This is a genomic window from Paenibacillus sp. IHB B 3415, from assembly GCF_000802655.2.
Lineage (GTDB): Bacteria > Bacillota > Bacilli > Paenibacillales > Paenibacillaceae > Paenibacillus_AQ > Paenibacillus_AQ phytohabitans.
Genome location: NZ_JUEI01000099.1, coordinates 22,640 through 45,192, shown reverse-complemented (window position 1 = coordinate 45,192; position 22,553 = coordinate 22,640). Strand labels below are relative to the sequence as shown.

Here is a 22,553-nt window from a genome sequence, read left to right as displayed (position 1 = left end):
GAATTTCCGGGAATGTAGCAGCTTGAAAATCGACTTTTTCAACAGTCTGAAAAACAGCATCTAATCTAGTTAGTTTTCGCTACTGTGGATGAAATGGGCGGATTTAAGTGTTGTTTTTCCAACTGTTGGTTTAGATGCTACCATTCGTTCATCAGCAAGTGGAGGAAATCCAACTAATTCCGCTTCCCCTCCTCTCTGAGCTTATCCAGTTCGTTCTAATCCCCCTAACGGGTGAATTGGTTTTCTAGCCAGCGGTCATTTGTCCGCTGGCTCTTCTTTTCTTAGCCATGATGGGCAGGATTTCCAAAAATACGGTACTATTCAATTGCCCCTTCGACGCGGTACTTCTTCTCCCATTCGGATACATTACTGGAGTCAATCCTGATCAGCTTGACCGGGGGGTACTCATTATCCTCGTTCATCTCACCACTGCCAGGCAGAAGCTGCAGTTCTTTAATTCTTCGCACCACTTCCTCATCGGTATCAATATCACCTGACTTTTCTTCGGGTACGACGATAAGCGGAATCTCCTGCCTGATACTGGTGCCCGATCCTACATAGTCTTTGTATGACAGTTCAACAGTAATATAGTGCATCCCGCAGGGGATTGGCTCCAGTGTAAAAATTTCGATGAACAGATCCGTTACAACCAGCGGCTCAAGAACCGATATCACCCCGGCGTTGTCCTCGTCTGCACCATTTAGATTACACACCCGGTGAAGTCCTGCCGGCAGAGTAATCTGCACCCGGGCATTCTGGACTGAACCCAACGGAGCAATCTGAAGCCAGAGATGATTCATACCTTCTGCATTTTCAATTGCAGATTTGGCATAGCGGACTTGTATCATGAGTGTCCCTCCTCCTTAAGTAACCGGTTGACGGTTTCGATCATCTTTTCTTTCAACGCTGGCGGGATACGCGGACTCACCGAGAGAATCACATCTTCATTGACAACAAGTATTTCGTTCCGAATCATCTGGTCTGACTGATACAAACGCAGATTCTCACCAATCTTAATCACTTCATCCATCGCCAGATCCGCTAATTTCTCTTGAGCCGAGGAGAGTGTGTCGCCGCCCTTGGACAAAACGAGAATGGCGCGTAAATAATGCAGATGATTATCCGTATACGCCCGCTTGTTGCCAACCAGCTCGAGCGGCGGAAGCATACCAATCTGTGTGTAGTACCTGACCGTCCGCAAATTCATTTGCGGATCTTCGCTTTGCAGTACTTCGGCTACTTGCTTCGCGGTGTACGTGTTCATAATAATCACCTTTCTTATAGAAACATTAGTTACAGTCATCTGTTTCTATTACATCTTAGTGTGTTAGTTACAGTTTAGTGTAACTAATATCCGTTGTCAACATTCCGCTTAGACGGAGACCAGAACATAAACATAAACTACCTCTCTCCGGTCAGAGTAACTTGGTATCCTATCGTTTCAGCACTAATGCCCCTCATTTACTCCTTCGGCCCGCGTCTGGGGAATTCCAGGGGACTTCCCCTTGATTGTCCCATATGGCCGGCTTCCAGGAGATTCAGTAGGATTCATCCACAACAAACGAAAATCATAATTTACTAAATATCAAAAAAACCAGCTGCTGCGCAGCCGGTCGGTTACTGTTCATATTTTCTTTATCATATATATTCAGAGCGTTCTTCATTTACCGCTAAGCGCACGTATCTTATTTCGCATGGACTCCTGATGGCTGGCAAACTGCATATGTCTATGTCCATTGGCGCCGGAAGGATGAGGGAATCCCCACAGACAATCTCCTGCATCCAGCACCCCGTCCGCTGCAAGCTGCTGAAGCACCTGCTCTACATTTTTGCCCAGAGGTATGATTAACGGCTGATTCATGAGACTGAGTTCATCTTGCAATGAGCGTAAGGCAGTCTGGTTCAGAAAAGGGTTGCTCAGCAGACGGGGATGGGTTCCGTTATAATTATTCCCCGCCACAAAAACCGGAAACCGCAGCAGAGAAGTAGTATGCAGCAGCTCATGCTGATCCTGAAACAAATCCCCGCAAGATCCGGCACCCAGATATCGATGCAGTTCAAGTCCGTCCAGCATGTCAATTAAGTGGGTTCTCATTGTTCCGGCAAAGCCGGCCGCTTCTTTCGCCAGCCTGCACACTGCCTCATCGGAGAGTCCAGCCTTAAGGCCGGCTTTGGCTGCTTGCAGCGCTATTCTCATTTGTGTCCATCCGGGCGTAATTCCGATAATCACCACTTTGGCAGCAGGATTGACATACTCGTTGTGCGGAGCATAATACATTTCAAGCAGGCCGCTGCGCTTCATGAGCAGATCACTGGCCAGCAAATCCGCTTTGGACAGCATTGTATCTTCCGGGAGCTCAAGAATCGTCTGTCTATACTTGTTCAAATGACTGGAAATCAGCATACCTCCGCTCCTTTCCTTTCAAGAAATCCCCAGGATAACCTGCGCTTATCGCTCCGTCAGTTCATACAATGCCGGGTCTACCTCCCGGATGAAAGGCGTCCATTCCCCCGTCGTGTACAGCTGAAGCACATGCATCGCCCGTGTACCTGCGGTATAAAAAAGCTTCCGCTCGTTCTCCCTCTGGTACGTCTGCGGGGAAGCATCGTAGATCAGCACAGCGTCGAACTCTACGCCTTTGGCCAGATAAGCAGGAATCACCTGTACCCCTTTCTCGAAAGTAGGCGTGTTCTTCGTGATCAGACGCAGCTCAGCGGCGCCTCCGGCGGTCAGAGTCTTATAAGCTTCTATACTCTCAGCTGCAGTCTTCGTAATCACGGCAATCGAAGTGTACCCTTCCGCCTGAAGCGCAGCAATATCTTTCACTATGCGTTCCGCCTTCATCTTATGGCTCTCCAGCTTAGCCAGAACAGGCTTTCTGCCTCTCCGCTCAAAAGGGACAATCACCTCACCGCCGGGCAACAGCGGCTTCGTGAACTCCACGATCTCATAAGTTGACCGGTAGCTCCGGACCAGCTGATACTGCGTAGTCTCCGCCTCTCCATACAGCTGAACCAGCGGTGAACCCGCACCTGACAGATTCGTCGCCTGCGTGAAGATCGCCTGGCCGAAATCACCGAGGACCGTCATACGGGCGCGGGGAAACAGCTTTTTGAGAAACTCATACTGAAACATGGAGTAGTCCTGGCCCTCATCAACGAAAATATGCCGCACCTGCGTGTTCGTCCGGACGCCTTCGATCAGCTCTTTTAAATACAGATAGGGTGTCGCATCTTCATAAAAGAGTTCCTGCCCGCTCAGCTTCTCCTTCGTCTGCGCACAGATCTCCGGCCAAAGCTCCGGCACCTCCGATTCACCTGTCATTTCCCTGTAGGCCCGTTCATCAGTGAACAGCTGGCGGTATAACCCGCTCATGTCGATAAATGTGAACCGCTTGATTCCCCGTCTCAGAGGTCTGAACTGCTCCTTCACGATCATCTCGCCCAGCAGCTCTTCCTCCCGTTCGGCGTAATCAAAATCACTCTCATCCAGCTCGCGCTTGTGCACCAGCATTTCCTGAAGCCGGAGGTATTTCTCGGCAAAGTCAAACACCCCCTTCTCTCTGTGCAGCATGCCGTATACCTTAGCGTATTGCTCATTATCGAGGTAATTCATCTCCTCCTGTACCCAGGACGCTCCCTGCTCCTCCTTTTGCAGTCTGGCCAGCTCTTCCAGCAGCCATTTCTGCACCAGGGTGACGCGGTTCGGCAGACGAATCGAAGGATCATAGCTATACAGCCTGGTCTTGATCTGCTCTCCTGAGATCAGCACGCGGTCCCGGAAACAGATGTCGTTAAACAGCATGCCCTCTTGCTTCAGCCACTGCGAATAGCCCTGAAGTGCCCGAAGGAAGGCTTCCGATGCCTTATATTCAATGGCTTGAAGACGGGACCCATAACCCCTGTCCTGCTCCCCGGTTAATACATATTCAATCTGATCAAACGGATCTTCAAGCCGGAATTCCGGACTTAGCCAAGTTTCCAGATATTCCTGAAAGGTCGTCTGCTGCATATTCTCTTCACCAAGTTCGGGAAGAACAGTAGACACATAGCTGTTGAACATCGGGTTAGGTGAGAACAGCACGATCTGATCCGCCGAGAGCCGCTCGCGGTGTTTATACAGCAGGTAAGCTACACGCTGCAGCGCTGCTGATGTTTTGCCGCTGCCGGCCGCTCCCTGCACAATGAGCATCTGGCTGTTATCGTTGCGGATGATCGCGTTCTGCTCCGCCTGGATGGTTGCCACGATACTTTTCATTTGGGCATCCGCACCCTTGCCGAGCACCTGCTGCAGCAATTCGTCGCCGATCGTTACATTCGCATCGAACAGATGCTGAAGCTGGCCGTTACGGATCTGGTACTGCCGCTTCAGACTCATTGTTCCGCTGATCCGTCCTCCTGGTGTATCGAAGGCTGCTTTTCCCGGCGGATAGTCATAGTACAGGCTCGCAATTGGAGTGCGCCAGTCATAGACCACAAAGCTCAGTCCGTCTGTATCGACGAAGGAAGAGACACCGATATAGACCTGCTCTTCAGCACTCTGGCCATCCTCATGAAAATCAATCCGCCCGAAATAAGGGGACGGCAGCAGCCGTTGCATATTCTTCCACTGCTGCAGCTTCCGCGCGTGGCTGCGTTCCCGCTCAGATAAGACGGCATCCTGCTGAGTTATGGTAAAGAAGCTCTCTTCGAAGTCTTCCTGGGTGCTGGTATTCACCGTTACCTCTTCCCAGAATCTTTTGCGGATATCTGTTGCCTGCTCCTTTAACCGGCCAACCTCCGGCTCCAGGTTAGCGATCCCCAATTTCAGCTTTTCTTTTACCTGCTCCAGCCACTCCTGCTCCTGCTCCCAGCTGCTTATCTTCTCCATCACCTGACCACTCCCTTTTCTTGAAGGATAAAAATTTAATTACGTCGCGCCTACACTTTCCTTATCTTCCCCGCTGAAATAATCCCAAACTGGCGGGTTGACAAACCGGATGTCCCTTTGCTATAATTAAAATATAAATAAGATGTGTAACCTCCGTTCTTTTTTTAAAAAAAGTCAACAGTTCTTTAACATTAACATATTACTTCTTTGTATGCAATACTTCCCGATACATAATTAACCCTGGCGCTTGCGCCAGGGTTTTGTTGTTCAGATATAAGAATCTGAGTATAACAGACATCCTACGACTGCCTGCTTACCAGCACAGCCTTAAACCGGTCGCTCTATGGTAAAAACCTCACCAATCCCCGCATAATTATTCCCCGCCAGACGGCTTACCGCTCCCAGCTGTACCGGATCTATTCTCCCCTGATTATAAATATCCTCATCGATATGAAACTGTACAATCCTGCCGATAATCAGGTCATTATTAGGCAGCTCCAGACAATGCTCAAGTGTACATTCCATCCGCACCTTCGCTTCCTTAACCCCCGGAACAGCAATCTGCAGGCTATCTACAGGCGTCAATCCCGCTAAAGCAACTTCACTCTGGTCCGGAGGAAGGGGTGCTGCGGTGATATTTACCTGCCCGACATTCTGCTGATCCACAATATGAACGACAAACTCCTTCGTCTGCTTAATATTCCGCGCCGTATCCTTGGACTGGCCCGCAGCATGCTGAATCGAAATGGAGATCATCGGCGGGTTGGAGGAAACAATATTGAAGTAGCTGAACGGCGCACCATTCAAGATACCCTCCCCCGACATCGTCGTGACAAAAGCAATCGGCCGCGGGATAATGCTCCCGGTGAGAAGCTTATAATTATCCCGCTCGCTATTCTGCAGTGGATCAATTGAAATCATCTTAGCATCCCCTCTTCTCTGAAAGTCGGTTAATCTACTGCCCTTACGGTAAAAGGCAGCAATACCTGCTCAAGCTGTTCTCTGTGCGGCTCATATTGTGCCGGCAGCATCAGGTGGCTGCCCATCGTTTCCGGCGATTCATCATGGGCGAAGCCCGGAGGATCAGTGGCGATCTCAAACAGGATCTCCCCATGCTCTCTGAAGTAAATAGCATTGAAGTAATTCCGGTCCTGAACTGGCGTTACTCCATATCCATTATCATGCACATAATCCTGCCATTCAAGCTGATCCTGATCATCCTTCGCTCTCCAGGCAATATGATGCACGGTGCCGACACCCATTTCGCCGCGCTGCACCGCAGTTACCTTGAGTTCAACTACATTTCCGATATCCGCAGTGGAATGGTAACGGGCGACATCGCCTTCTTGTCCTACGAATGTAAGTCCCATCACTTTCTCCAGCAGCTCCGCCGTTTGTTCCGGATGCGTGGACAGCAGTGTAGCACCGCCGAAGCCCTTGATCGCAACCTCTGGTGTTACCCCGCCGAAGGTCCATTCGTTACGTTCTCCTGCCTCCCGTTCCACCAGTTCGAGATGAAGACCGTGGGGATCATCGAATTCCAGGTACTGCTCGCCAAACCGCTCTATTTCGGTAAAAGCAACCTTGAACTTCGTCAGTCTTTCTCTCCAGAAAGCCATCGCCCCTACCGGAATCACATATGAAGTAACGCCGACCTGCCCCCCGCCAATTTTACCCTGATATGCATCTGCCCAAGGGAAGAAGGTGATAATGGTCCCCGGCTTGCCTCCATTGTTGCCGAAGTAAAAGTGATACGTTCCGGGATCGTCGAAATTGACGGTTTGCTTAACCAGCCGGAGTCCCAATACGCCTGCATAAAAATCCATATTTTCCTGCGGATGGCCGACAATTGCGGTGATATGATGAATGCCCATAGTTTGTTTTTTCATTTAAATTCACTCCTAATTAAATTTAGTTAGATTATATTAATGTTTTATCTTTACTTTAAGATATTAGGTTGAATATTATCTTTAAGTTAAGATAATTTATATTCTCACTTTACTTTTTATTATTCTGCTTGTCAAGCACTTGTCTATATCTCTTACTATTTACAATCCTGCACAAAATACAACATCCTCCTCCCAAAAACGTCCATAATCGAAAATTGTTGTACAGAATGCAGCATTTTATATCTGTTCGGTGAAAATAAAGTATTAGACTGGAGTCGTTGATTTAACGCGAGCAGCGAACAGAACAAGACTTGAAAAATAAAGTCTTAGACTGCCGCTATTGTCGTTAAACTAACGTTTCCCGTTAGCTAAATAACAAGACCTCGTTCTGAGGTCATCTATCTTCTGAAAAAACATATTCTTTTTTGGCTTCTTGTACCTTTTGGGTACTGAGTATAAAACTAACGATTGCTGCGCCGCTACAAACATAAGGGAGCAGTGAATATCCCCAATTAGATATGACATAACCTCCAATCATTGAACCAATCGTGATACCTATATATAAAGCTGTATTATTCCATGCCATTGCAATTCCTCGTTCTTTTGAATATTCCATTGCCAATCTTGCTTGATATGATGTGAATCCTGCATAACCAACCAAAGCCCATATAAACAGAAAGAAATAAACCCAATCGCCAGATGAGAAGAATATCCCTAAACAAATGAGTATAAGAGTCAAGAAAATTAGTGTAGCCTTTGAAATTTTTCTTTCTCCAAACTTATCTGTTAATTGTCCACTTATAAGGCTTCCTAAAACCGCTCCGATACCATAAAAAGTAACAGCTAATGCGATTTCTGATGACGAGAATCTATTTTCGGAGTAAAGAGCTGCTCCCAAATAAACATAAAGAGTGTACATCGAAATTGCCCAAATGGTAGTAACACTTACAGAACCTAATATTCGAAGAAGATTTCCTTGTAGTAGATTTATGGTTGAATCACTTCTTGGAATAGAAACCCATGTTTTGAAATTCACTACTGCCAATATTGCTCCTATGGCAGCCATTACAACAAATACTGAACGCCAACCTAGAAAATGCTCCAATAACGTACCGAACGGCGTTCCTGCCCAAAGACCCGTTAAGTGTCCTGAAACAACAATTGAAAGCCATGATCCCCTCCGATTTGGCGGTGCAATATCACTAATGATTGCATAAATCAAAGGGGTAATTGAAGCGACGGACAAACCAGCTAAAATACGGCTTATAATTAACCATAAAAAAGAAGGAGTAAAAGCGGTTAGTGTATTAGAAATAGCAAACAGCAATAAACCAAACGTAATAAATAATTTCCGTCCCTTTTTATCTGAAAACCAACCAAAAAAAGGAGCTGAAAAAGCATATGTAACTGCAAAAACTGTTACCATCCATCCAGTGGTCGATGTACTAACCTGATATGCTTCCGAAATGAACGGTAATAACGGAGACACCACAAATAAGTCAGTACCCATAAGAAACAAAGTTATCCAACCAACACTTAAACTTATCTTCCCTTGTAACTCCATTAAATCCCCCCCATTGAAATGTATATTCACAAAGGGGCATAAAAAGAGTTAGGTTGGAATCATTAATGATGAAACATATCACTACAAAAAAAGGGCTGCCGAACGCAGCCCATCTTATCGAACAATCGAATCCCTTCGTTTAATAATCAAGAACTTACGCTATTGTCGTAGCATACTCTCTAATCTGTCCTTCACGAAAAGCCATTCTTCATCGATTACACTGTAATACACAGAGTCTCGCACATATCCATCATACATGATGCGATGCCGACGAAGCACTCCTTCCTTAACAGCACCTAATCTTTCAATTGCCTGTTGAGACCTAAGATTACGACCATCTGTTTTTATTTGTACACGAATTGTCCCTAGTTTTTCAAAGCAATGCTTCAAAAGAAGATACTTACACTCAGTATTTATACTTGTTCGCCAAACTGTCGGAGACAGCCATGTCCAACCAATTTCCAAACTCCGATTAGGTATGGATATATCAAGAAAACGAGTGCTTCCCACAACTTTTCCTGAATCATTATCATAGATAACGAAAGGAAATTCAGTTCCTTGTACTTTTGCTTGAAGCGCTCCATCCACAAGACATTTCATATCTTCAATTGAATTTATTTTCATTGGCATATACGCCCATATATCTGGATAGTTTCCCGCATCAAATAATTCCTGTACGTGATCAACTTCCATAGGAAGTATCTTAACCCTTTTTCCTATCAGTTCTACTGGCGTTATCTCCATGATAATTCTCTCCTTTTTATGAATATTGAATAGTCATTTCGTCTCTTTTATGCCTTCTCCTTCTTATTCAATTAAACTGCCCGTTAGATTAATGAAGCGCCCGCCAGTCTAACACTTTATTTTCTTTGAACAATATCTTTACGACGTGAACCTTAAAAAAGCGTTTTTTCATAAAAGCACAAAGTCAGCTTGTCGTTGATCTCTTTGGTCTCACCCGTTCTTCTATAACCCAGCTTCTCATACAAGTAGCAGTTTCTTTCCTCTTGCACGATGGTAGCCAGCCCCCAAGACTTAGCGTCAGCATAGATGCGCTCAATCTGGCTGAAAACTTGCTGGGCAATGCCTTGACCTTGAAATTCCGGCAAGATGAATGTTGTGCCGATCCAGTAATGATTATCCTCTTTCTTCACGACTCTAATACTACCAGCCGCAACACCGGCATTCCGGATGATGTAATAATCTACACAAGCTTGATTGAGCCGCTCCACTACTCTTTCTACAGTTTCACTAGCAGGGTTCGTATCATAGTCCTGATATTTCTCGAGCAAAGGCAGGAATGCCCGGGTCTGCATTTCGTGAATCGCTGCCGCATCTTCCACTATCGCTTTACTTAAAGTAACTTCCATCCTATGTACCTCCAGATTTTATACAAAATATACATAATCCAAGTGTTCGCCATCCAGTCCGGCAATATGATTATTCTGTCTTCTATGCGAGAGGCTGAACCCGATACTCTCATACATCCGCCGGGCAGGAACCAGATCATCATTCGTCGTTACAATAATTTTCCGGACTTCATTTTGGAGGATTCTATTCACTGCTTCTTGAAGCTGCATTTTACTGTAACCTTTACCTTTGTGTGCTGAAGCAATGCAGTTATGGCCGATTTCCGCAACCTCCGGCAGATTCCTCGGGTCCCAGAAAACAAAGCCGATAGCTTCATCGTGCAGCGTTGTGATAAACCCGTATTTATCTGCAATCGGCGGATTGTCAAAGAAAAAGTTATCAAAATCCCGCCATTCAGCAAGGCAGCTTTGTTCATATCTGCAATCAAAAGAATACGCATCTTTTAATAGTTCAAAGAGTGTTCCCCGTTGAAAACTGCTCACCTTCTTAAATTCAATCCCCATGCCTCGCCCCCTCGCCATTCCTCTTAAATTCACTTCCAAACATTACATTGAATTACATCATTCTACCATGACATATTGCATGTAAGTGCTTGGACGCGAACAGGCAGAACTTCACTAAGGATGCCCGCCTGTTTACACTTATTTCGCCTTTACCGGCTCCAGAAGGTTAAGATCATACAGGTTGCCGCTGCCCTCCGGATGATCGTTACGGATATGCTCTTCGAGGCAGAGCCTTCCGCGATCAGAACGGTATTTCCTGCTTTGCGATAATTGATTCATCAGACTTTTCCAGGAACCGCCGATGTCGTCACTGCTACCAAGCATGGCATACAGTCCTCCAGGCAGCTGCATTTCCTTGAAAGGCTCTGGAACAACGACTGCCTCTGGAATTGTCGCACACATCCCGTAACCATAGGGTTTGCCCGCACTGCTTGGCATGGGCTTCATATTACCACCGAAGAGCCGCGCTGTACCCAGCAGGTTCGCTGACTTCAGCCAGTCCATTAAAGGGCCCATCGCTTTGTCTTCGGGAGATACGTCTACAACAATATGAAAAGCCACTCTCATGGGAGGTAAATCGATAATTTTGAATACATGCGGTTCCGTTAAACTGCTCATAAACACAGCCTCCGTCTCGGTAAGAATATCATCCAGGTCCAGCTTGCCTTCGTTCTGCCGCTCAAGGTATTCGAGGACCCGGTTTAACTGCCGCTCAACACCCCCTATCTCTTCCCTTTGCTTCTTGATAGAATTCACTTTATTCACTATGACTTTACTGAGCCCGGCTACTGAATTCGCACTAATCACTGACTTTATTTCTTTGATCGGTATGTCCATCTTCCGCAGCACCGCCATGATCCGAATACTTGCCAGCGCATGTTCATCGTACACACGCCACCCCGAGGAATCATCTCTACCGCTTTGGAATAACCCTTCCGCTTCCCAGTGGCGCAGCGTGCGGCTCGTCAGCCCGAGTTGCTCCGACATTTCTTGTATAGCAACAGATCTGTTCATTTCGCTCTCCTCTCTGAGATCTCATAGCTATCGTATCACTTGACGCCGCGTCAAATTCAAGGGGGGTTTCCATAAATCCAATAATAAAAATTGACTTTCACCCGCATGTATTGTAAAAATACAGTAATACAATAGTATACAACTTTGCAATGACGAAGAGAGTACGCATAACGAATACTCCAGAGAGCTGATGATTGCTGCGAATCAGTGTAGGGATTATGCCGAAGTGGGCTTCTGAGCATCCAAACCGAACCTTCAGGAAGTAGGCTTTGGCGAAGGTCTCATCGTTACAAGAGACGCGTATTCAGGGCACTTAGCAGTGTCGCGATACGTTCAAGCGGGTCCGGATCACAATTCGGGCTAATTAAGGTGGTACCACGGGGTTCTCTCGTCCTTTTCAGGATGAGAGGACCCCTTTTTGATTACATAAACGGAGGGATAACATGAGTAAGGAAATTGTATTAACCGGAATTAAGCCTACCGGCAAAGTCCATCTGGGGAATTACATCGGTGCGATCAAGCCTGCACTGCAACTCGCCGGGGCCGGTGATTGTACTGCACTTTATTTTATCGCTGACTATCATGGATTAACTTTCATTCAGGACAGAGACGAGTTTCGTGATCTGTCTTACGGTATCGCAGCTACATGGCTGGCACTGGGACTGGACCCGGAGCGGGTAGTCTTTTATCGGCAATCTGATGTGCCGGAGATCTTCGAGCTTCACTGGATTCTATCTTGTCTGACGTCCAAAGGTCTAATGAACCGTGCCCATGCGTACAAAGCCATTCATGAACAAAATATTCAATTAGGCGTGGATGCAGATGCAGGAGTCAATATGGGCCTGTTCACTTATCCGGTGCTGATGGCTGCGGACATTCTGCTGTTCCAGTCTGACAAGGTCCCTGTCGGTAAGGACCAGATTCAGCATGTGGAGATCGCCAGAGATATTGCCGAGGGCTTTAACCGGGTTTATGGAGATACCTTCAAGCTCCCTGATTATAGGGTCGATGAGAACACATCCGTGATTCCAGGGCTGGACGGGCGGAAGATGAGCAAAAGCTACAATAATACGATTCCGCTGTTCGAAACACCAGAAAACCTGAAGAAGCTGATCAGCAAAATCAAAACGGACTCTACGCCTCCCCAGGAGCCGAAAGACCCGGATACGTCTAATATTTTCTTGCTGTACAAAGAGTTTGCGGCTCCCGCTCAAATACAGGATTTCAGGAAGCAATATCTAAGCGGCATTAGCTGGGGGGAGGCCAAGCAGGAGCTGTTCCAGGTGATCAATGCTGCTCTGGAGGAACCCCGGAAGAAATACAATGAGTTCATGGCAGCACCAGAGCAGATCGACGCGATCTTGAGTGAAGGTGCCCGGAAGGCAAGAGCCATAGCTGCTCCTCTGCTTGCGCAGGTCAAAGCGAAGATCGGGCGTTTTTAAATAAGCTCCCTGGAGCGGAGTTTAACTCAAACGGACGGTATGGTAAAATTATCAAATTCAAACTTTTACAAATAGCCGGTTGGGAGGCAATAGCTATGAACGTACGTAACTCCACGTATAATTTCCAGAATGTCAGTAACGGGGCAGAATCAGAAATGCTGCGCCTGCAGGAACAGGCTTCGATGGGCTGGAACAAAGAGTACCGCACCTTGCAGCAATTCGGATTGGCAGACGGGATGAAGGTTCTGGAGGCCGGTGCAGGTCCGGGATTCGTTACCGCCCAATTGCTGGAGCACTTGCCGCACAGTGAAATCACAGCCCTTGATATCGATGATGCTTTACTAGAAGAGGCTAAGCTCAGGTTAAGCAACATCCCCGAATCACGGCTTACCTTCGCCCATGCTTCGGTGTATGAGACTGGACTGCCCGACAATCAATACGATTTTGTTATTGCCCGTTTAATTTTCCTTCATCTATATAACCCGCAGCAGGCAGCAGCAGAGCTTAGACGTGTCCTCAAGCCAGGCGGTAAATTGGTCATTATTGATGTGGACGACGGGGTGTTCGGGGCAATCGAGCCTGAAATCGGGATTATGCCTGCTATTATCCAAAAGCTGGTCCAGCAGCAAGCTTCAAGAGGCGGAAACCGCAACATTGGCCGAAGCCTGCCACGCCTGTTATCCGGCTCCGGCTATACAGATGTAGATATGGATGCCATCCTCCAGCATAGCGATCTGCATGGTATAGAAGGCTTCAAACGTCAATTTGATATTAACCGGTTCACCGGGTTCTATAAGAAAGGGATCATTACGGAATATGAGTATGAGGAATTGAACAGAGCCTATGAACAATTCGACCGTTCCCCGGATGCACATGCGATGATGCTATTTTTTATGGCCTGCGGCACCAAACCTTAATAGAGTACTATAGCATTCCGTTTAGTCTTGGTGAGCTATTGTCATAGACAGCACAAAGAAACCACTTCTTTAAAAGGTTTAATCCTACTTTAAGAGTGGTTTCTTTTGTATAAAATCGTTTCCCGCTTAAACAGCGGAGAGGACGGAATGATTGTGGAAAAGCGGCAGCGGTCGCCTTTGTCCCCGGATTTTCACCGCTAAGGAGAATCAATAAAATCTGGGGACAACAGCGATTGGAACAACAGTCCGTTCGCGCAATAAAATCGTTTCCCGCTTAAACAGCGGAGAGGACGGAATGATTGTGGAAAAGCGGCAGCGGTCGCCTTTGTCCCCGGATTTTCACCGCTAAGGAGAATCAATAAAATCTGGGGACAACAGCGATTGGAACAACAGTCCGTTCGCGCAGCGTCCACCCAAGTGCTCACGTTGATCCTGCTCAAGACAACAATGGCTACAACCTCAGAAACAACCGTTCCCCGCTAACCTGTATATATCTGTACATTCCGGCGCAGACCACGGCCATAAGGATTCCATAGCCCAGTAATATGAGATTTCCATTCACCGAACGAAGCAGCATGAACAGCGCGGCCGGAACAACCAGACTGATGAACCCCAGAATCATCGATACCAGCACCGCTGCACTCTGCTTGATTACCGCAACCTCACTTGTCCAGTCCAGCTTAGGCAGCTTCAGGTTCACAATAACGCCCAGCATGGCAGAATAACAAGCGTAGATCACCGGGATCACAAGCATTAATATACTTTCCATCCATCCGGTCCGCAGTGTATAGATAAGCAGCACCCAGCTCACGGCAATGACCGGTAGCGTAATGGTGAGATTCACAGCTACTTTGCTGAGTATAATGGCGGGTTTAGAGACGGGCGAGCTTTGTAAAATCCACAAATGATTCCCTTCAAGCGAAATCGAACTCGCCGTAGTGCAGCTCAGAACCACAAATAAAGAAACCACAAGCGGACTCAGCGTGCTCAAATACTCGGATAGCCGGGGAATATCGAGCAGGACGCCAAGCTTCTCCGAGCTGACGAACAATAAGGAAACCGACATAACCAGTAATAGCACCATACCGATACCAGTATTCAGCACATAATTGGCTGAGCTGAAATAGCGGCGCAGCTCTTTGAGATACAACGCCTTAAAAGCAGAATTCGCCTGCAACGGCTTCATCGTATACCTGCTGCCTGAGTGGCTGGTCATAAGGCCTGTATGAATGGCTTTGTACCGGGTTGCCAGCACGGCGGAGAAGAGTACAAATGCAAGGACAGACAGGGCAATGAAGAAGATCAGTGAACTTACCCGGTACGAGCAGACTGCATCGACATACACGGATGCCAGGGGATACAGCTTAAAGATCGCATCACCCAGCCCTGCCCCCATATCAGCAAGCTCCTGCTGGTCTCCATTAAGATTAAATGAACCCAGCATGAAAAGAATAAGGACGGCAAAAGTGAACACTACACTAATCATCTTGCTTGCTCTAAATCTCGAAGACACCCAGCTGATGAGTGCGCCAATGATCGTTGCCGCTATAATCGGCAGCAAGGTGATGAACAAGAGCGTTATTAGAAAGAACAGATAAAACAGCACTCCCGGATTCACTTGTATCGCATACACCGCACCTGCAGGCAGCATAACCAGCAGTGTAAAAAACAGATTCATCACATATAGCTGAAGCACACGGCTTGCCACCACATGACTCGTCTTCACCGGCAGCGACATGATCATATCATAATCCTTATAGCTGAATAAGACCCCGCTTGCCTTATAGACCGTGGTGAAGAACCCGACAATCGAAGTAACGGCCATCATAATCGCCAGCAGCAGATCCATCCGTCCCAGCTCTTCAAATGCCATCGCCATCATGAAGCTGTAGCTGAAGGAGAACGCCCCAATCATAAGCACACCGGCCATAATCGTTATGCTGAGCAGCAGCGCCTTGCGTCTCTCTGCAGGATCTTTCGTATGCAGCGCTTTATTCAGGCCGAAGGTGGACATCAGCTGCAGCTTCGTTAACCTCCAGATATTAATCATTGTCGATCAGCTCCATGAATACTTCCTCAAGGCTGTTCTTGCCCTTCACCTCTTCAGTGCTGCCATGGGCAATGAGCTGGCCTGCCTTAATGATCGCGATCTTATTACAAATCTTCTCTGCCGTATCCAGCACATGCGTCGAGAAGAAGATCGCCCCGCCGCTGCTGCATAGCTCAGCCATGATGGTCTTCAATGTATGCGCAGCTTTGGGATCCAGGCCTACAAAAGGTTCATCCAGCACCAACAGCTTCGGCTCATGAATAAGCGCAGAGATAATTGCAAGCTTCTGCTTCATCCCGTGAGAATACGAGGAGATCATATCACCCAGATTGGCCGTTAGCTGAAAGGCATCGCTATATTTTTGAATAAGCCGTTCACGGTTGGCCTTGGATACTCGAAATAGATCGCCGATGAAATTCAAATACTGGATGCCCGTAAGATGATCGTACAGATCGGGGTTATCCGGAATATAGGCAATATTCGCCTTGCAGGCTACCGGATCTTTTTTAATGGAGATTCCATCAATTTCTATTTCCCCTTCTTCAAAATCAAGAACACCTACTACAGCGCGGATGGTCGTTGTTTTGCCCGCCCCGTTGTGTCCGATGAAGCCATAGATATCGCCCCGCTCGACCACTAAGCTTAAGTCATCTACCGCTTTCTTCCCGCCCTTATAGCTCTTCGTAAAATGTTTAATCGTCAGCATGTTCTCTCACCTCTTCATTGGTGTCAGCAAATAAATATAATACGTACAGCCCTCCCTAATCGTTCATTTGCAATCGTTAAATCCCGATCTCCCGCATTTTCACCGTAATCTTCTCCACCCGGTCCTCTATGTCCTTGCCGCTATATTTAGGCAGCCGCATCTCGCTGACGATTCTGCCGTCACACATAAACATAATCCGCTCCGTCCTCGCAGCAATCGTTGCATCATGAGTGACCAGCATGGCCGCAGTACCTTCCGCGTTAATTTCTGACAGCAGGTTCATTATGCCCTGAGCCGCTGCCTGGTTAAGCGCACCGGTCGGCTCGTCAGCAAAAATAATGCCCGGGCTGCTCATCAATGCGCGGCATATCCCTGCACGCTGAAGCTGCCCTCCAGAGGCCTGCGTAATATCCCGCTGCGCCAGCTCCGCGATTCCCACCTTCTGCATAAGCTGTCTTGCTTTCTCTGTAATCCCTGCTGCGTTGCGCCTGTTGTCACGCATGGACGGAAGGATAATATTATCCAGGATGTTCAAGTTCTTCATTAGTGTCGGCTGCTGAAACACAAAGCCCATTCCCGTTCTGCGCAGGTCAGCAAGCTCATTCTCCGCAAGTGTCCCCAGATCCCTGCCGTCAAAAGTAACCCGTCCGCCGTCAATCCGCTCCATTCCGCTCAGCGCAAACATCAGAGTAGACTTGCCTGAGCCCGAAGGTCCCATAACCGACACGAACTCCCCTTCTTTAATTTCGATAGACACTCCGTCCAGAACATTACGCTTGTCATCACCGGTGCCGTAATGTTTGGTTATATTTATACCGGTAATCATCTTCTTCATCTCCATAACCTACTCCTTAATATTCCCGGATATTTGAATTCGCCCTGTTCCTGCTGTACCAATAATTGTGGCGATCAGCACTGAGCCTGCCATCATCAGCGGGCATAACACATACGCCGATAGCGGATTGATTACGAACTTGAACGATGAAGCTCCAAACGAGGAAATCAGCACCCCCGCAAGTACCTGCCCGAGCGTGTTTGCCAGCAGTGTGCCGAGAACCATCCCGATAAGCAGCACGAATACCGAACGTGAGAAATACTGTACAGTCAGATCCGAATTTGTAAACCCGAGTGACTTCATGACGGCAATGGAATGCCGGTCCTTGGCCACAAGCATCCGCATAAACAACAGCGTTATCAGTACATTGATGAACAGCATCACGGTAATGGCTACCCGGGAGGCCTTACCGACTGAGCTGATAGTAGAGCCGAAGGTCTGTGTAACATATTCATCAATACCCGACACCTTCGCATAATTGAAGCGGTCCGCATATTCGGTTACCTTGCTGCCGGTTAGCGACGGATCTGCAAGCTCCGCATAAATAACGGACCACATAACCTCAGCCGATTTCGTAGTGAACACCGCTTTGGCTGTTTTCCCGCCATTGGTCACATCCGAATAAATGCCGCTTACCGTGAGCTCCCTGGCCTCCCCGTCGATCATCACGCTAAGAGCATCGCCAGTCTTTTTGCCCAGTTCATCCGCATTCACAGCGGAGAGGGCAATTTCATGCTCCGCAGCCGGTCTGTTTCCCTGGGAATAAGCCACCGGGAAGATCGAATGATCGCCAAGCTCAACCTTTAACCGTTCCTCCGATCCATCCTCCAGCTTCACCTTGAGAGCCTGCGTTGTCAGCACTGCATAGCGGGAGATGGCTGCATCCTGCTTCATAGCCTGTGCAATATCTGCAGCCTTCACGGCAATATTGCCGGTCTGCTGAATATCCAGGCGCAGATCACTGTCCCCGATTCCCATGTAGGTGATGAAGCTTTTGGAGGCAATCGTGTTGTAGAGGTTCTGGGGAACAATCATAATAAATGCAGAAATCACGAGTACAGCGAGCATTGTGCCGTATAGACTTTTCCTCGACAGGACATCCTTGATGCCTAGAAAAACATTCGTATTCAGCAGCCGGTTCCCGCTCAGATTGAAACGCTTCGAGCCCGCCGGCTGTTCCTGGGAAGTACCGAAGCGGATGGCTTCTGCGGGGGAAATCTTCCGGAAGCGTGTCAGCACCCTATTCACATAAGCGGTAACCCCAAGGAATACAAGCAGTACTCCAAGGACTCCGCAGCCTAAGGCAAGCGCCGAGTTCTCACTCTCCCCCATGTATAACCTGATATTCTCAAGCAGAAGACCTCTGAATAGGAACGAAAGCGCAAATCCGAGAATACTGCCCAGCGCGGCCATACCTGCGTATTTCGCAAGATAGATTTTCTTCAGGTCAGATACACGTAATCCGATGGCTTTCATCACACCGATCTCGCGGTAATCACTTTCTATGGTTGCAAGGAGCGTAAAGCGTATACACATAAATGCAATAATAACCACCAGCACGCTTGCCAGGAGGATGACTGCAATCATGAGTCCGTCGGATATGGCATTAAGCATTTTGAATAGCGGATAGGTTAGGGTCGGTCCGTTGGCTTCAAGACCTGCTGCGGTGTAATCTGATTCGAATGCGCCAAGCGTGGACAAGTCCTTGAGTCTGAATTCAATCAGATATTCGGTGCTTCCTGAATCCTTAATTTCTGCATAATCATGCTCACTGACGAGGAATCTCTTGGACGAGGCAAGCAGCGAATTCATCTGTGAATCACGCAAAAAACCTGCTACAGTGAGAGTCTTGCCGGCCACTGCGAGCGTACTCCCAACCTTTGCTGAGCCGTCCTTCATATAGGTAACCGGAACATAGACCTCACCGTCGGCTGCCGTAATCACGTTCCCGTCCAGGTCCAGCAGATAATCAAATTTCCCGCTTTGCGTACTGAAGCCGTTATCCTGAACGCTGTCCGCAAGCGATTGGCCGTCAATCACAATCCTCGTACCTTCAACATTGAGGAAATCGAGCACCTGAAATTCGTCAACCTTGCTGTTCTGCTCGGCAAAGGCGGTAAACCGCGGCTTATCCAGTTCACCGGAATGCATCTGCATGAAATGCGGTGTTCCGGCCTGCTTCATGAGCGTATCAATGGCCCCGGACAGATTGACGACCAGGATTGCTGACAGAGAAACCAGCATCGCTGCGGCAGCCACAAATATCATCGTGGTCAGGGTAATCCCTTTGCTTTTGAGAATATCATTGCGGATTATTCGGTGGTACATATGTCACCTCTGTTCTCAAGGCTTCTAATTGATTTCAAATGATAAATGATGAGCGAGGCTAAGCTTAACAGCAGCCCTGCGATAATAATAAGCAGTCCCATGCCCCGTCCGCTGCCTGTGCCGATGACCTTCCCCACACTGCCTGCAAGCACTCCGCCTGTAACCAGCAATGGAGTGAACACATAATCTGCCAGCACACCGGATAGCGAATAAGCGGCGACAAACCCGAGTTGTGACACCAGTCCAATCAGTGACCAGGCTCTTCCCTGAACGGAATTATCGATGTTGGTGCGGACCAGATAATCCAGGGCTGTGTTCGTGAATGGCAGCATGGCAAAAAAGAGAAATCCTGAAATTCCAAGCAGCACAATATTCTCACGGAGTCCGAAAGCCGCCATACTTATTCCCGAGCAAAAGAGCGACACTGACAGGATTTTGACAAACCCCTTCTTCATCGGCAGCATTCCTATGATCACACTCGACACAAGCATCCCCGAAGCAATAATAGTCTCAAGCGTACCTAATACCGCACTGTCCGAAAAAGTCAGGATCATCGGCATGGACAGGGTCTCAATGAAACCAATAAAAAATGTCATTACAGAGGTCATAACCACAAGCACGAGCACGCCCCGGTTACCGGAAACAGCTCTCCAGCCGTCTTTGAATTCACGGATAAAGGGTTGTGCCTGCCCGGAGCTCTTCGGGGAAAGACCGCTGCGTACAGCAAGTGTTACAGCAACAGTTACGAAAAATGTGCAGATGTCGATGACCAGCAACAGCTTCACATCTGAAACAACGAGCAGAAATCCGGCGATGACAGGCGAAATCAGATATTTGGCCGAACCGGCCACCTGAACAAAACCGCTAGCCTTCGTGTATTGCTCCTCGCTGAGCAGATCCGTAACCGTAGCCTTGTAAGCCGGATCAAGCAGCGAGGAGAACGCCGAGCTAATAGTCACTCCTATACAAATCTGCCACAGCTGCGCTTCTCCGTTCAGTAAACAGATTAGAATGAAAATAAGTCCTGTTGCGGAAAGACTGTCGCCCAGTACCATCAGCAGCCTGCGGTCATAGCGGTCCGCCAGCACCCCCGCTAGCGGACTCAACAGCAGCGAAGGCATAAACGCCAGCAAAGTTACCAGTGCCATGGCGGATGCCTGACCGGTCTGCTGAAAAATATAAATCCCCAGCCCGAACGAGGTAAGCCCGCTTCCTATTGCTGAAATCAGCTGTCCTGACCAGAGCAGCAGAAATTTACTGAACCCTTTGCCGGATCTATTCGCCGTCTTCATCTCTGGCTTCCTCTCCGTTACCGAACATCTGCATTACGCTCATCAGACTTCCGCTTTCGGCCCCGAGCAGCCTTTCTACATTCGAAATAAACGCCAGTACCCGTGACATGCGTACCTCATCCGTCATTTCAACCATGTCATCATCAAAAATCGTGTTCGCATAGATCACAACCATTTCCATACATTCATAGGGGTACTGGGTGTTGAATATTCCCTGCTCAATGCCTTCGCAGATAATCGGTGTCAGGATCGGCGGAACACCGCTGATGATCGCTTTTTGAATCTTCTGATGCATAAGCGCGTTCTGCGGCTTGTGAATATGCTCCATGATTTCCGTGCTGCTTCCGCTTCCGCCGCTAATGTTCAGTGCCATAACCACGCGGAGAATCCGGTCAATGACAGGTATGCTCTTGTCAGCGGCAATGTGCTGCGCAGCCCCCAGAATATTGGCATTCGTCCGTTCAATCAGCGCATCCATAATATCCTCCTTGGACTTGAAGTGATAATATAGCGTCCCCCGTGCAATCCCAACCTTGCCCAGAATATCGCCCGTGCTGGTTCCGTCAAAGCCCTTCTGGCCGAAAAGCTCTTCCGCTGCGTCAAGAATTTCATTTCTGCGTATTTCGGCTTCTTTTACAATTCTCATGGTTTGGTTCTCCTTAAGTTGTACCGACCGACTGTCTGTCGGTAATTGATTATAGAATAACATGCTTTTGCAGAGCTGTCGCGTTAAAAATGTTACAAACAGGAAAAAAGGGCGCAGCTCCGGCGCCCTTAAGTCTATTTTCCACAGTCATAAAACGTGTACAGCCATTTCGCTCTGCGGTAGACTGCGCCTTCGCTAACTGCTATGCCAACTTAGAAGATGCTCCAATGCACCTATGTGGAGTCACCTTGGAATGAATAGCTTCATGAATGTCACGTACACCGGATTAACCATAAGACCTGCCGGGTTTACGGAATATCTCTTCCCCGTGTCCAACCGCCGGATTCGGTCCATTTCCTCCCGGTTCAGTGCAAAGTCGTAAATTTCGCTATTCTCTTGGATCCTCTGCGGATTTGACGACTTAGGGATAACAATACTCCCCCGCTCCAGATGCCAGCGCAAAATGACCTGCGCAACCGACTTGCGGTGAGAGCGGGCGATTGCTGTCAGCTCCGGATGCTCCAGCAGCACCTTGCTTCCCTGCCCGAGCGGCCCCCACGCCTCATGAAGAATCCGGTTCTGAACCATATAGTCATACAATTCGTTCTGTTGGAATTCAGGATGAGTTTCGATCTGATTCACCATCGGCATGATCCGGGCGTTCTTCTTGAGCTGCTCCAGATGCCGGATACCGAAATTGGCAACACCTATGACTTTGATCCTGCCTTCATCGTACAGCTCCTCCATCGCCTTCCAGGCCTCAACATAATGAGGGCCCGCGAAATGTATCAGATACATATCGAGATACGTTACGTTCAGCTTCCGGCAAGTCTGCTCGAACGCCTTTCTCGTCGCATGATACCCAAGATCCGTCGTCCAGGCTTTGGAGGTAATGAAGAACTCCTCACGGTCAATGCCACTGTGCAGGATGACCCGGCCCAGTGCCGCTTCATTACCGTAAATTTTCGCTGTATCGAAATGGCGGTACCCGCTTCGAATAGCCTCTTCGGCCGTCTTCTTAAAGGCTTCCCCGCTCTTGATCTTATACAGGCCAAACCCCAGTTGGGGAATGTTTACTCCGTTCACCGCTTGAACTGTCTGATTCATTGACGGTCCCTCCCTTTTT

General features: G+C 48.1%; 20 protein-coding genes and 1 other annotated feature. Of the genes, 2 read left to right on the top strand and 18 right to left on the bottom strand.

Going from position 1 to position 22,553, the window contains the following annotated elements; all coding sequences use genetic code 11:
* Positions 1-317: 317 nt before the first annotated feature.
* The 11 genes from QW71_RS31540 to QW71_RS31490 form a co-directional block, all read right to left on the bottom strand.
* Complete coding sequence (locus QW71_RS31540; RefSeq protein WP_039308959.1) at positions 318-848, bottom strand: hypothetical protein; 531 nt, start codon at positions 846-848, stop codon at positions 318-320.
* Entirely contained in the window at positions 845-1,264 is a 420-nt protein-coding gene (locus tag QW71_RS31535) for a MerR family transcriptional regulator (RefSeq protein ID WP_039308957.1), read from the bottom strand. Before QW71_RS31535 ends, QW71_RS31540 begins: the two co-directional genes overlap by 4 nt.
* A gap of 396 nt (positions 1,265-1,660) precedes the next feature.
* Entirely contained in the window at positions 1,661-2,404 is a 744-nt protein-coding gene (locus tag QW71_RS31530) for a hypothetical protein (protein ID WP_039308955.1), read from the bottom strand.
* Between the two features lie 45 nt (positions 2,405-2,449).
* Positions 2,450-4,870: an RNA polymerase recycling motor HelD gene (helD, locus tag QW71_RS31525; protein ID WP_039308953.1), complete on the bottom strand. Its 2,421-nt coding sequence runs from the start codon at positions 4,868-4,870 to the stop codon at positions 2,450-2,452.
* A 327-nt stretch (positions 4,871-5,197) separates the two neighbouring features.
* Positions 5,198-5,791 (bottom strand): flavin reductase family protein, encoded by a 594-nt coding sequence (locus tag QW71_RS31520; RefSeq protein ID WP_039308951.1) that lies wholly within the window; start codon positions 5,789-5,791, stop codon positions 5,198-5,200.
* Between the two features lie 29 nt (positions 5,792-5,820).
* Entirely contained in the window at positions 5,821-6,759 is a 939-nt protein-coding gene (locus QW71_RS31515) for a ring-cleaving dioxygenase (protein WP_039308949.1), read from the bottom strand.
* A gap of 394 nt (positions 6,760-7,153) precedes the next feature.
* Complete coding sequence (locus QW71_RS31510) at positions 7,154-8,323, bottom strand: MFS transporter (protein WP_039308946.1); 1,170 nt, start codon at positions 8,321-8,323, stop codon at positions 7,154-7,156.
* Between the two features lie 159 nt (positions 8,324-8,482).
* Entirely contained in the window at positions 8,483-9,067 is a 585-nt protein-coding gene (locus QW71_RS31505) for a GNAT family N-acetyltransferase (protein WP_039308943.1), read from the bottom strand.
* 152 nt (positions 9,068-9,219) lie between these two features.
* The gene (locus QW71_RS31500) at positions 9,220-9,693 is read right to left on the bottom strand and encodes a GNAT family N-acetyltransferase (protein ID WP_039308941.1); all 474 of its coding nucleotides are present in this window, start codon (positions 9,691-9,693) and stop codon (positions 9,220-9,222) included.
* Positions 9,694-9,711: 18 nt separating this feature from the next.
* Entirely contained in the window at positions 9,712-10,197 is a 486-nt protein-coding gene (locus QW71_RS31495; protein ID WP_039308939.1) for an N-acetyltransferase, read from the bottom strand.
* 138 nt (positions 10,198-10,335) lie between these two features.
* Positions 10,336-11,211 (bottom strand): MerR family transcriptional regulator, encoded by an 876-nt coding sequence (locus tag QW71_RS31490; protein ID WP_039308935.1) that lies wholly within the window; start codon positions 11,209-11,211, stop codon positions 10,336-10,338.
* Positions 11,212-11,351: 140 nt separating this feature from the next.
* Positions 11,352-11,610, top strand: a binding site (T-box leader).
* 44 nt (positions 11,611-11,654) lie between these two features.
* Between QW71_RS31490 and QW71_RS31485 the strand changes: the two genes are divergently transcribed.
* Together QW71_RS31485 and QW71_RS31480 are read left to right on the top strand one after the other, a co-directional pair.
* The gene (locus QW71_RS31485; protein WP_039308934.1) at positions 11,655-12,653 is read left to right on the top strand and encodes a tryptophan--tRNA ligase; all 999 of its coding nucleotides are present in this window, start codon (positions 11,655-11,657) and stop codon (positions 12,651-12,653) included.
* Positions 12,654-12,748: 95 nt separating this feature from the next.
* Positions 12,749-13,570 (top strand): methyltransferase domain-containing protein, encoded by an 822-nt coding sequence (locus tag QW71_RS31480; RefSeq protein ID WP_039308932.1) that lies wholly within the window; start codon positions 12,749-12,751, stop codon positions 13,568-13,570.
* 451 nt (positions 13,571-14,021) lie between these two features.
* Here the strand turns inward: QW71_RS31480 and QW71_RS31475 are convergent, their stop codons facing one another.
* From QW71_RS31475 to QW71_RS31445, 7 genes are all read right to left on the bottom strand, one after another.
* Positions 14,022-15,620, bottom strand: coding sequence for a hypothetical protein (locus QW71_RS31475; protein WP_039308930.1), 1,599 nt, complete (start codon positions 15,618-15,620; stop codon positions 14,022-14,024).
* Positions 15,613-16,326 (bottom strand): ABC transporter ATP-binding protein, encoded by a 714-nt coding sequence (locus tag QW71_RS31470; protein ID WP_039308926.1) that lies wholly within the window; start codon positions 16,324-16,326, stop codon positions 15,613-15,615. The genes QW71_RS31475 and QW71_RS31470 overlap by 8 nt, the downstream gene beginning before the upstream one ends.
* 76 nt (positions 16,327-16,402) lie before the next feature.
* Positions 16,403-17,161 carry an ABC transporter ATP-binding protein gene (locus tag QW71_RS31465; RefSeq protein ID WP_200905997.1) on the bottom strand — a complete coding sequence of 253 codons (759 nt, stop codon included), beginning with the start codon at positions 17,159-17,161 and terminating at the stop codon, positions 16,403-16,405.
* Between the two features lie 9 nt (positions 17,162-17,170).
* Positions 17,171-19,489, bottom strand: coding sequence for an ABC transporter permease (locus QW71_RS31460; protein ID WP_039308923.1), 2,319 nt, complete (start codon positions 19,487-19,489; stop codon positions 17,171-17,173).
* Positions 19,474-20,781, bottom strand: a complete 1,308-nt coding sequence (locus tag QW71_RS31455) for an MFS transporter (RefSeq protein ID WP_039308922.1) — start codon at positions 20,779-20,781, stop codon at positions 19,474-19,476. Before QW71_RS31455 ends, QW71_RS31460 begins: the two co-directional genes overlap by 16 nt.
* Positions 20,765-21,427, bottom strand: coding sequence for a TetR/AcrR family transcriptional regulator (locus tag QW71_RS31450; protein WP_039308920.1), 663 nt, complete (start codon positions 21,425-21,427; stop codon positions 20,765-20,767). Before QW71_RS31450 ends, QW71_RS31455 begins: the two co-directional genes overlap by 17 nt.
* Before the next feature lie 243 nt (positions 21,428-21,670).
* Complete coding sequence (locus QW71_RS31445; RefSeq protein WP_039308917.1) at positions 21,671-22,534, bottom strand: aldo/keto reductase; 864 nt, start codon at positions 22,532-22,534, stop codon at positions 21,671-21,673.
* Positions 22,535-22,553: the final 19 nt, after the last annotated feature.

Excerpts from the sequence above, each read along its gene's own strand:
- QW71_RS31455 (WP_039308922.1), bottom strand. The coding sequence starts at position 20,781 with ATGAAGACGGCGAATAGATCCGGCAAAGGGTTCAGTAAATTTCTGCTG.
- QW71_RS31510 (WP_039308946.1), bottom strand. The coding sequence starts at position 8,323 with ATGGAGTTACAAGGGAAGATAAGTTTAAGTGTTGGTTGGATAACTTTG.
- QW71_RS31540 (WP_039308959.1), bottom strand. The coding sequence starts at position 848 with ATGATACAAGTCCGCTATGCCAAATCTGCAATTGAAAATGCAGAAGGT.
- QW71_RS31490 (WP_039308935.1), bottom strand. The coding sequence starts at position 11,211 with ATGAACAGATCTGTTGCTATACAAGAAATGTCGGAGCAACTCGGGCTG.
- QW71_RS31460 (WP_039308923.1), bottom strand. The coding sequence starts at position 19,489 with ATGTACCACCGAATAATCCGCAATGATATTCTCAAAAGCAAAGGGATT.
- QW71_RS31445 (WP_039308917.1), bottom strand. The coding sequence starts at position 22,534 with ATGAATCAGACAGTTCAAGCGGTGAACGGAGTAAACATTCCCCAACTG.
- helD (WP_039308953.1), bottom strand. The coding sequence starts at position 4,870 with ATGGAGAAGATAAGCAGCTGGGAGCAGGAGCAGGAGTGGCTGGAGCAG.
- QW71_RS31480 (WP_039308932.1), top strand. The coding sequence starts at position 12,749 with ATGAACGTACGTAACTCCACGTATAATTTCCAGAATGTCAGTAACGGG.
- QW71_RS31465 (WP_200905997.1), bottom strand. The coding sequence starts at position 17,161 with ATGAAGAAGATGATTACCGGTATAAATATAACCAAACATTACGGCACC.
- QW71_RS31505 (WP_039308943.1), bottom strand. The coding sequence starts at position 9,067 with ATGGAGATAACGCCAGTAGAACTGATAGGAAAAAGGGTTAAGATACTT.
- QW71_RS31520 (WP_039308951.1), bottom strand. The coding sequence starts at position 5,791 with ATGATTTCAATTGATCCACTGCAGAATAGCGAGCGGGATAATTATAAG.
- QW71_RS31515 (WP_039308949.1), bottom strand. The coding sequence starts at position 6,759 with ATGAAAAAACAAACTATGGGCATTCATCATATCACCGCAATTGTCGGC.
- QW71_RS31475 (WP_039308930.1), bottom strand. The coding sequence starts at position 15,620 with ATGATTAATATCTGGAGGTTAACGAAGCTGCAGCTGATGTCCACCTTC.
- QW71_RS31495 (WP_039308939.1), bottom strand. The coding sequence starts at position 10,197 with ATGGGGATTGAATTTAAGAAGGTGAGCAGTTTTCAACGGGGAACACTC.
- QW71_RS31450 (WP_039308920.1), bottom strand. The coding sequence starts at position 21,427 with ATGAGAATTGTAAAAGAAGCCGAAATACGCAGAAATGAAATTCTTGAC.
- QW71_RS31470 (WP_039308926.1), bottom strand. The coding sequence starts at position 16,326 with ATGCTGACGATTAAACATTTTACGAAGAGCTATAAGGGCGGGAAGAAA.
- QW71_RS31530 (WP_039308955.1), bottom strand. The coding sequence starts at position 2,404 with ATGCTGATTTCCAGTCATTTGAACAAGTATAGACAGACGATTCTTGAG.
- QW71_RS31485 (WP_039308934.1), top strand. The coding sequence starts at position 11,655 with ATGAGTAAGGAAATTGTATTAACCGGAATTAAGCCTACCGGCAAAGTC.
- QW71_RS31535 (WP_039308957.1), bottom strand. The coding sequence starts at position 1,264 with ATGAACACGTACACCGCGAAGCAAGTAGCCGAAGTACTGCAAAGCGAA.
- QW71_RS31500 (WP_039308941.1), bottom strand. The coding sequence starts at position 9,693 with ATGGAAGTTACTTTAAGTAAAGCGATAGTGGAAGATGCGGCAGCGATT.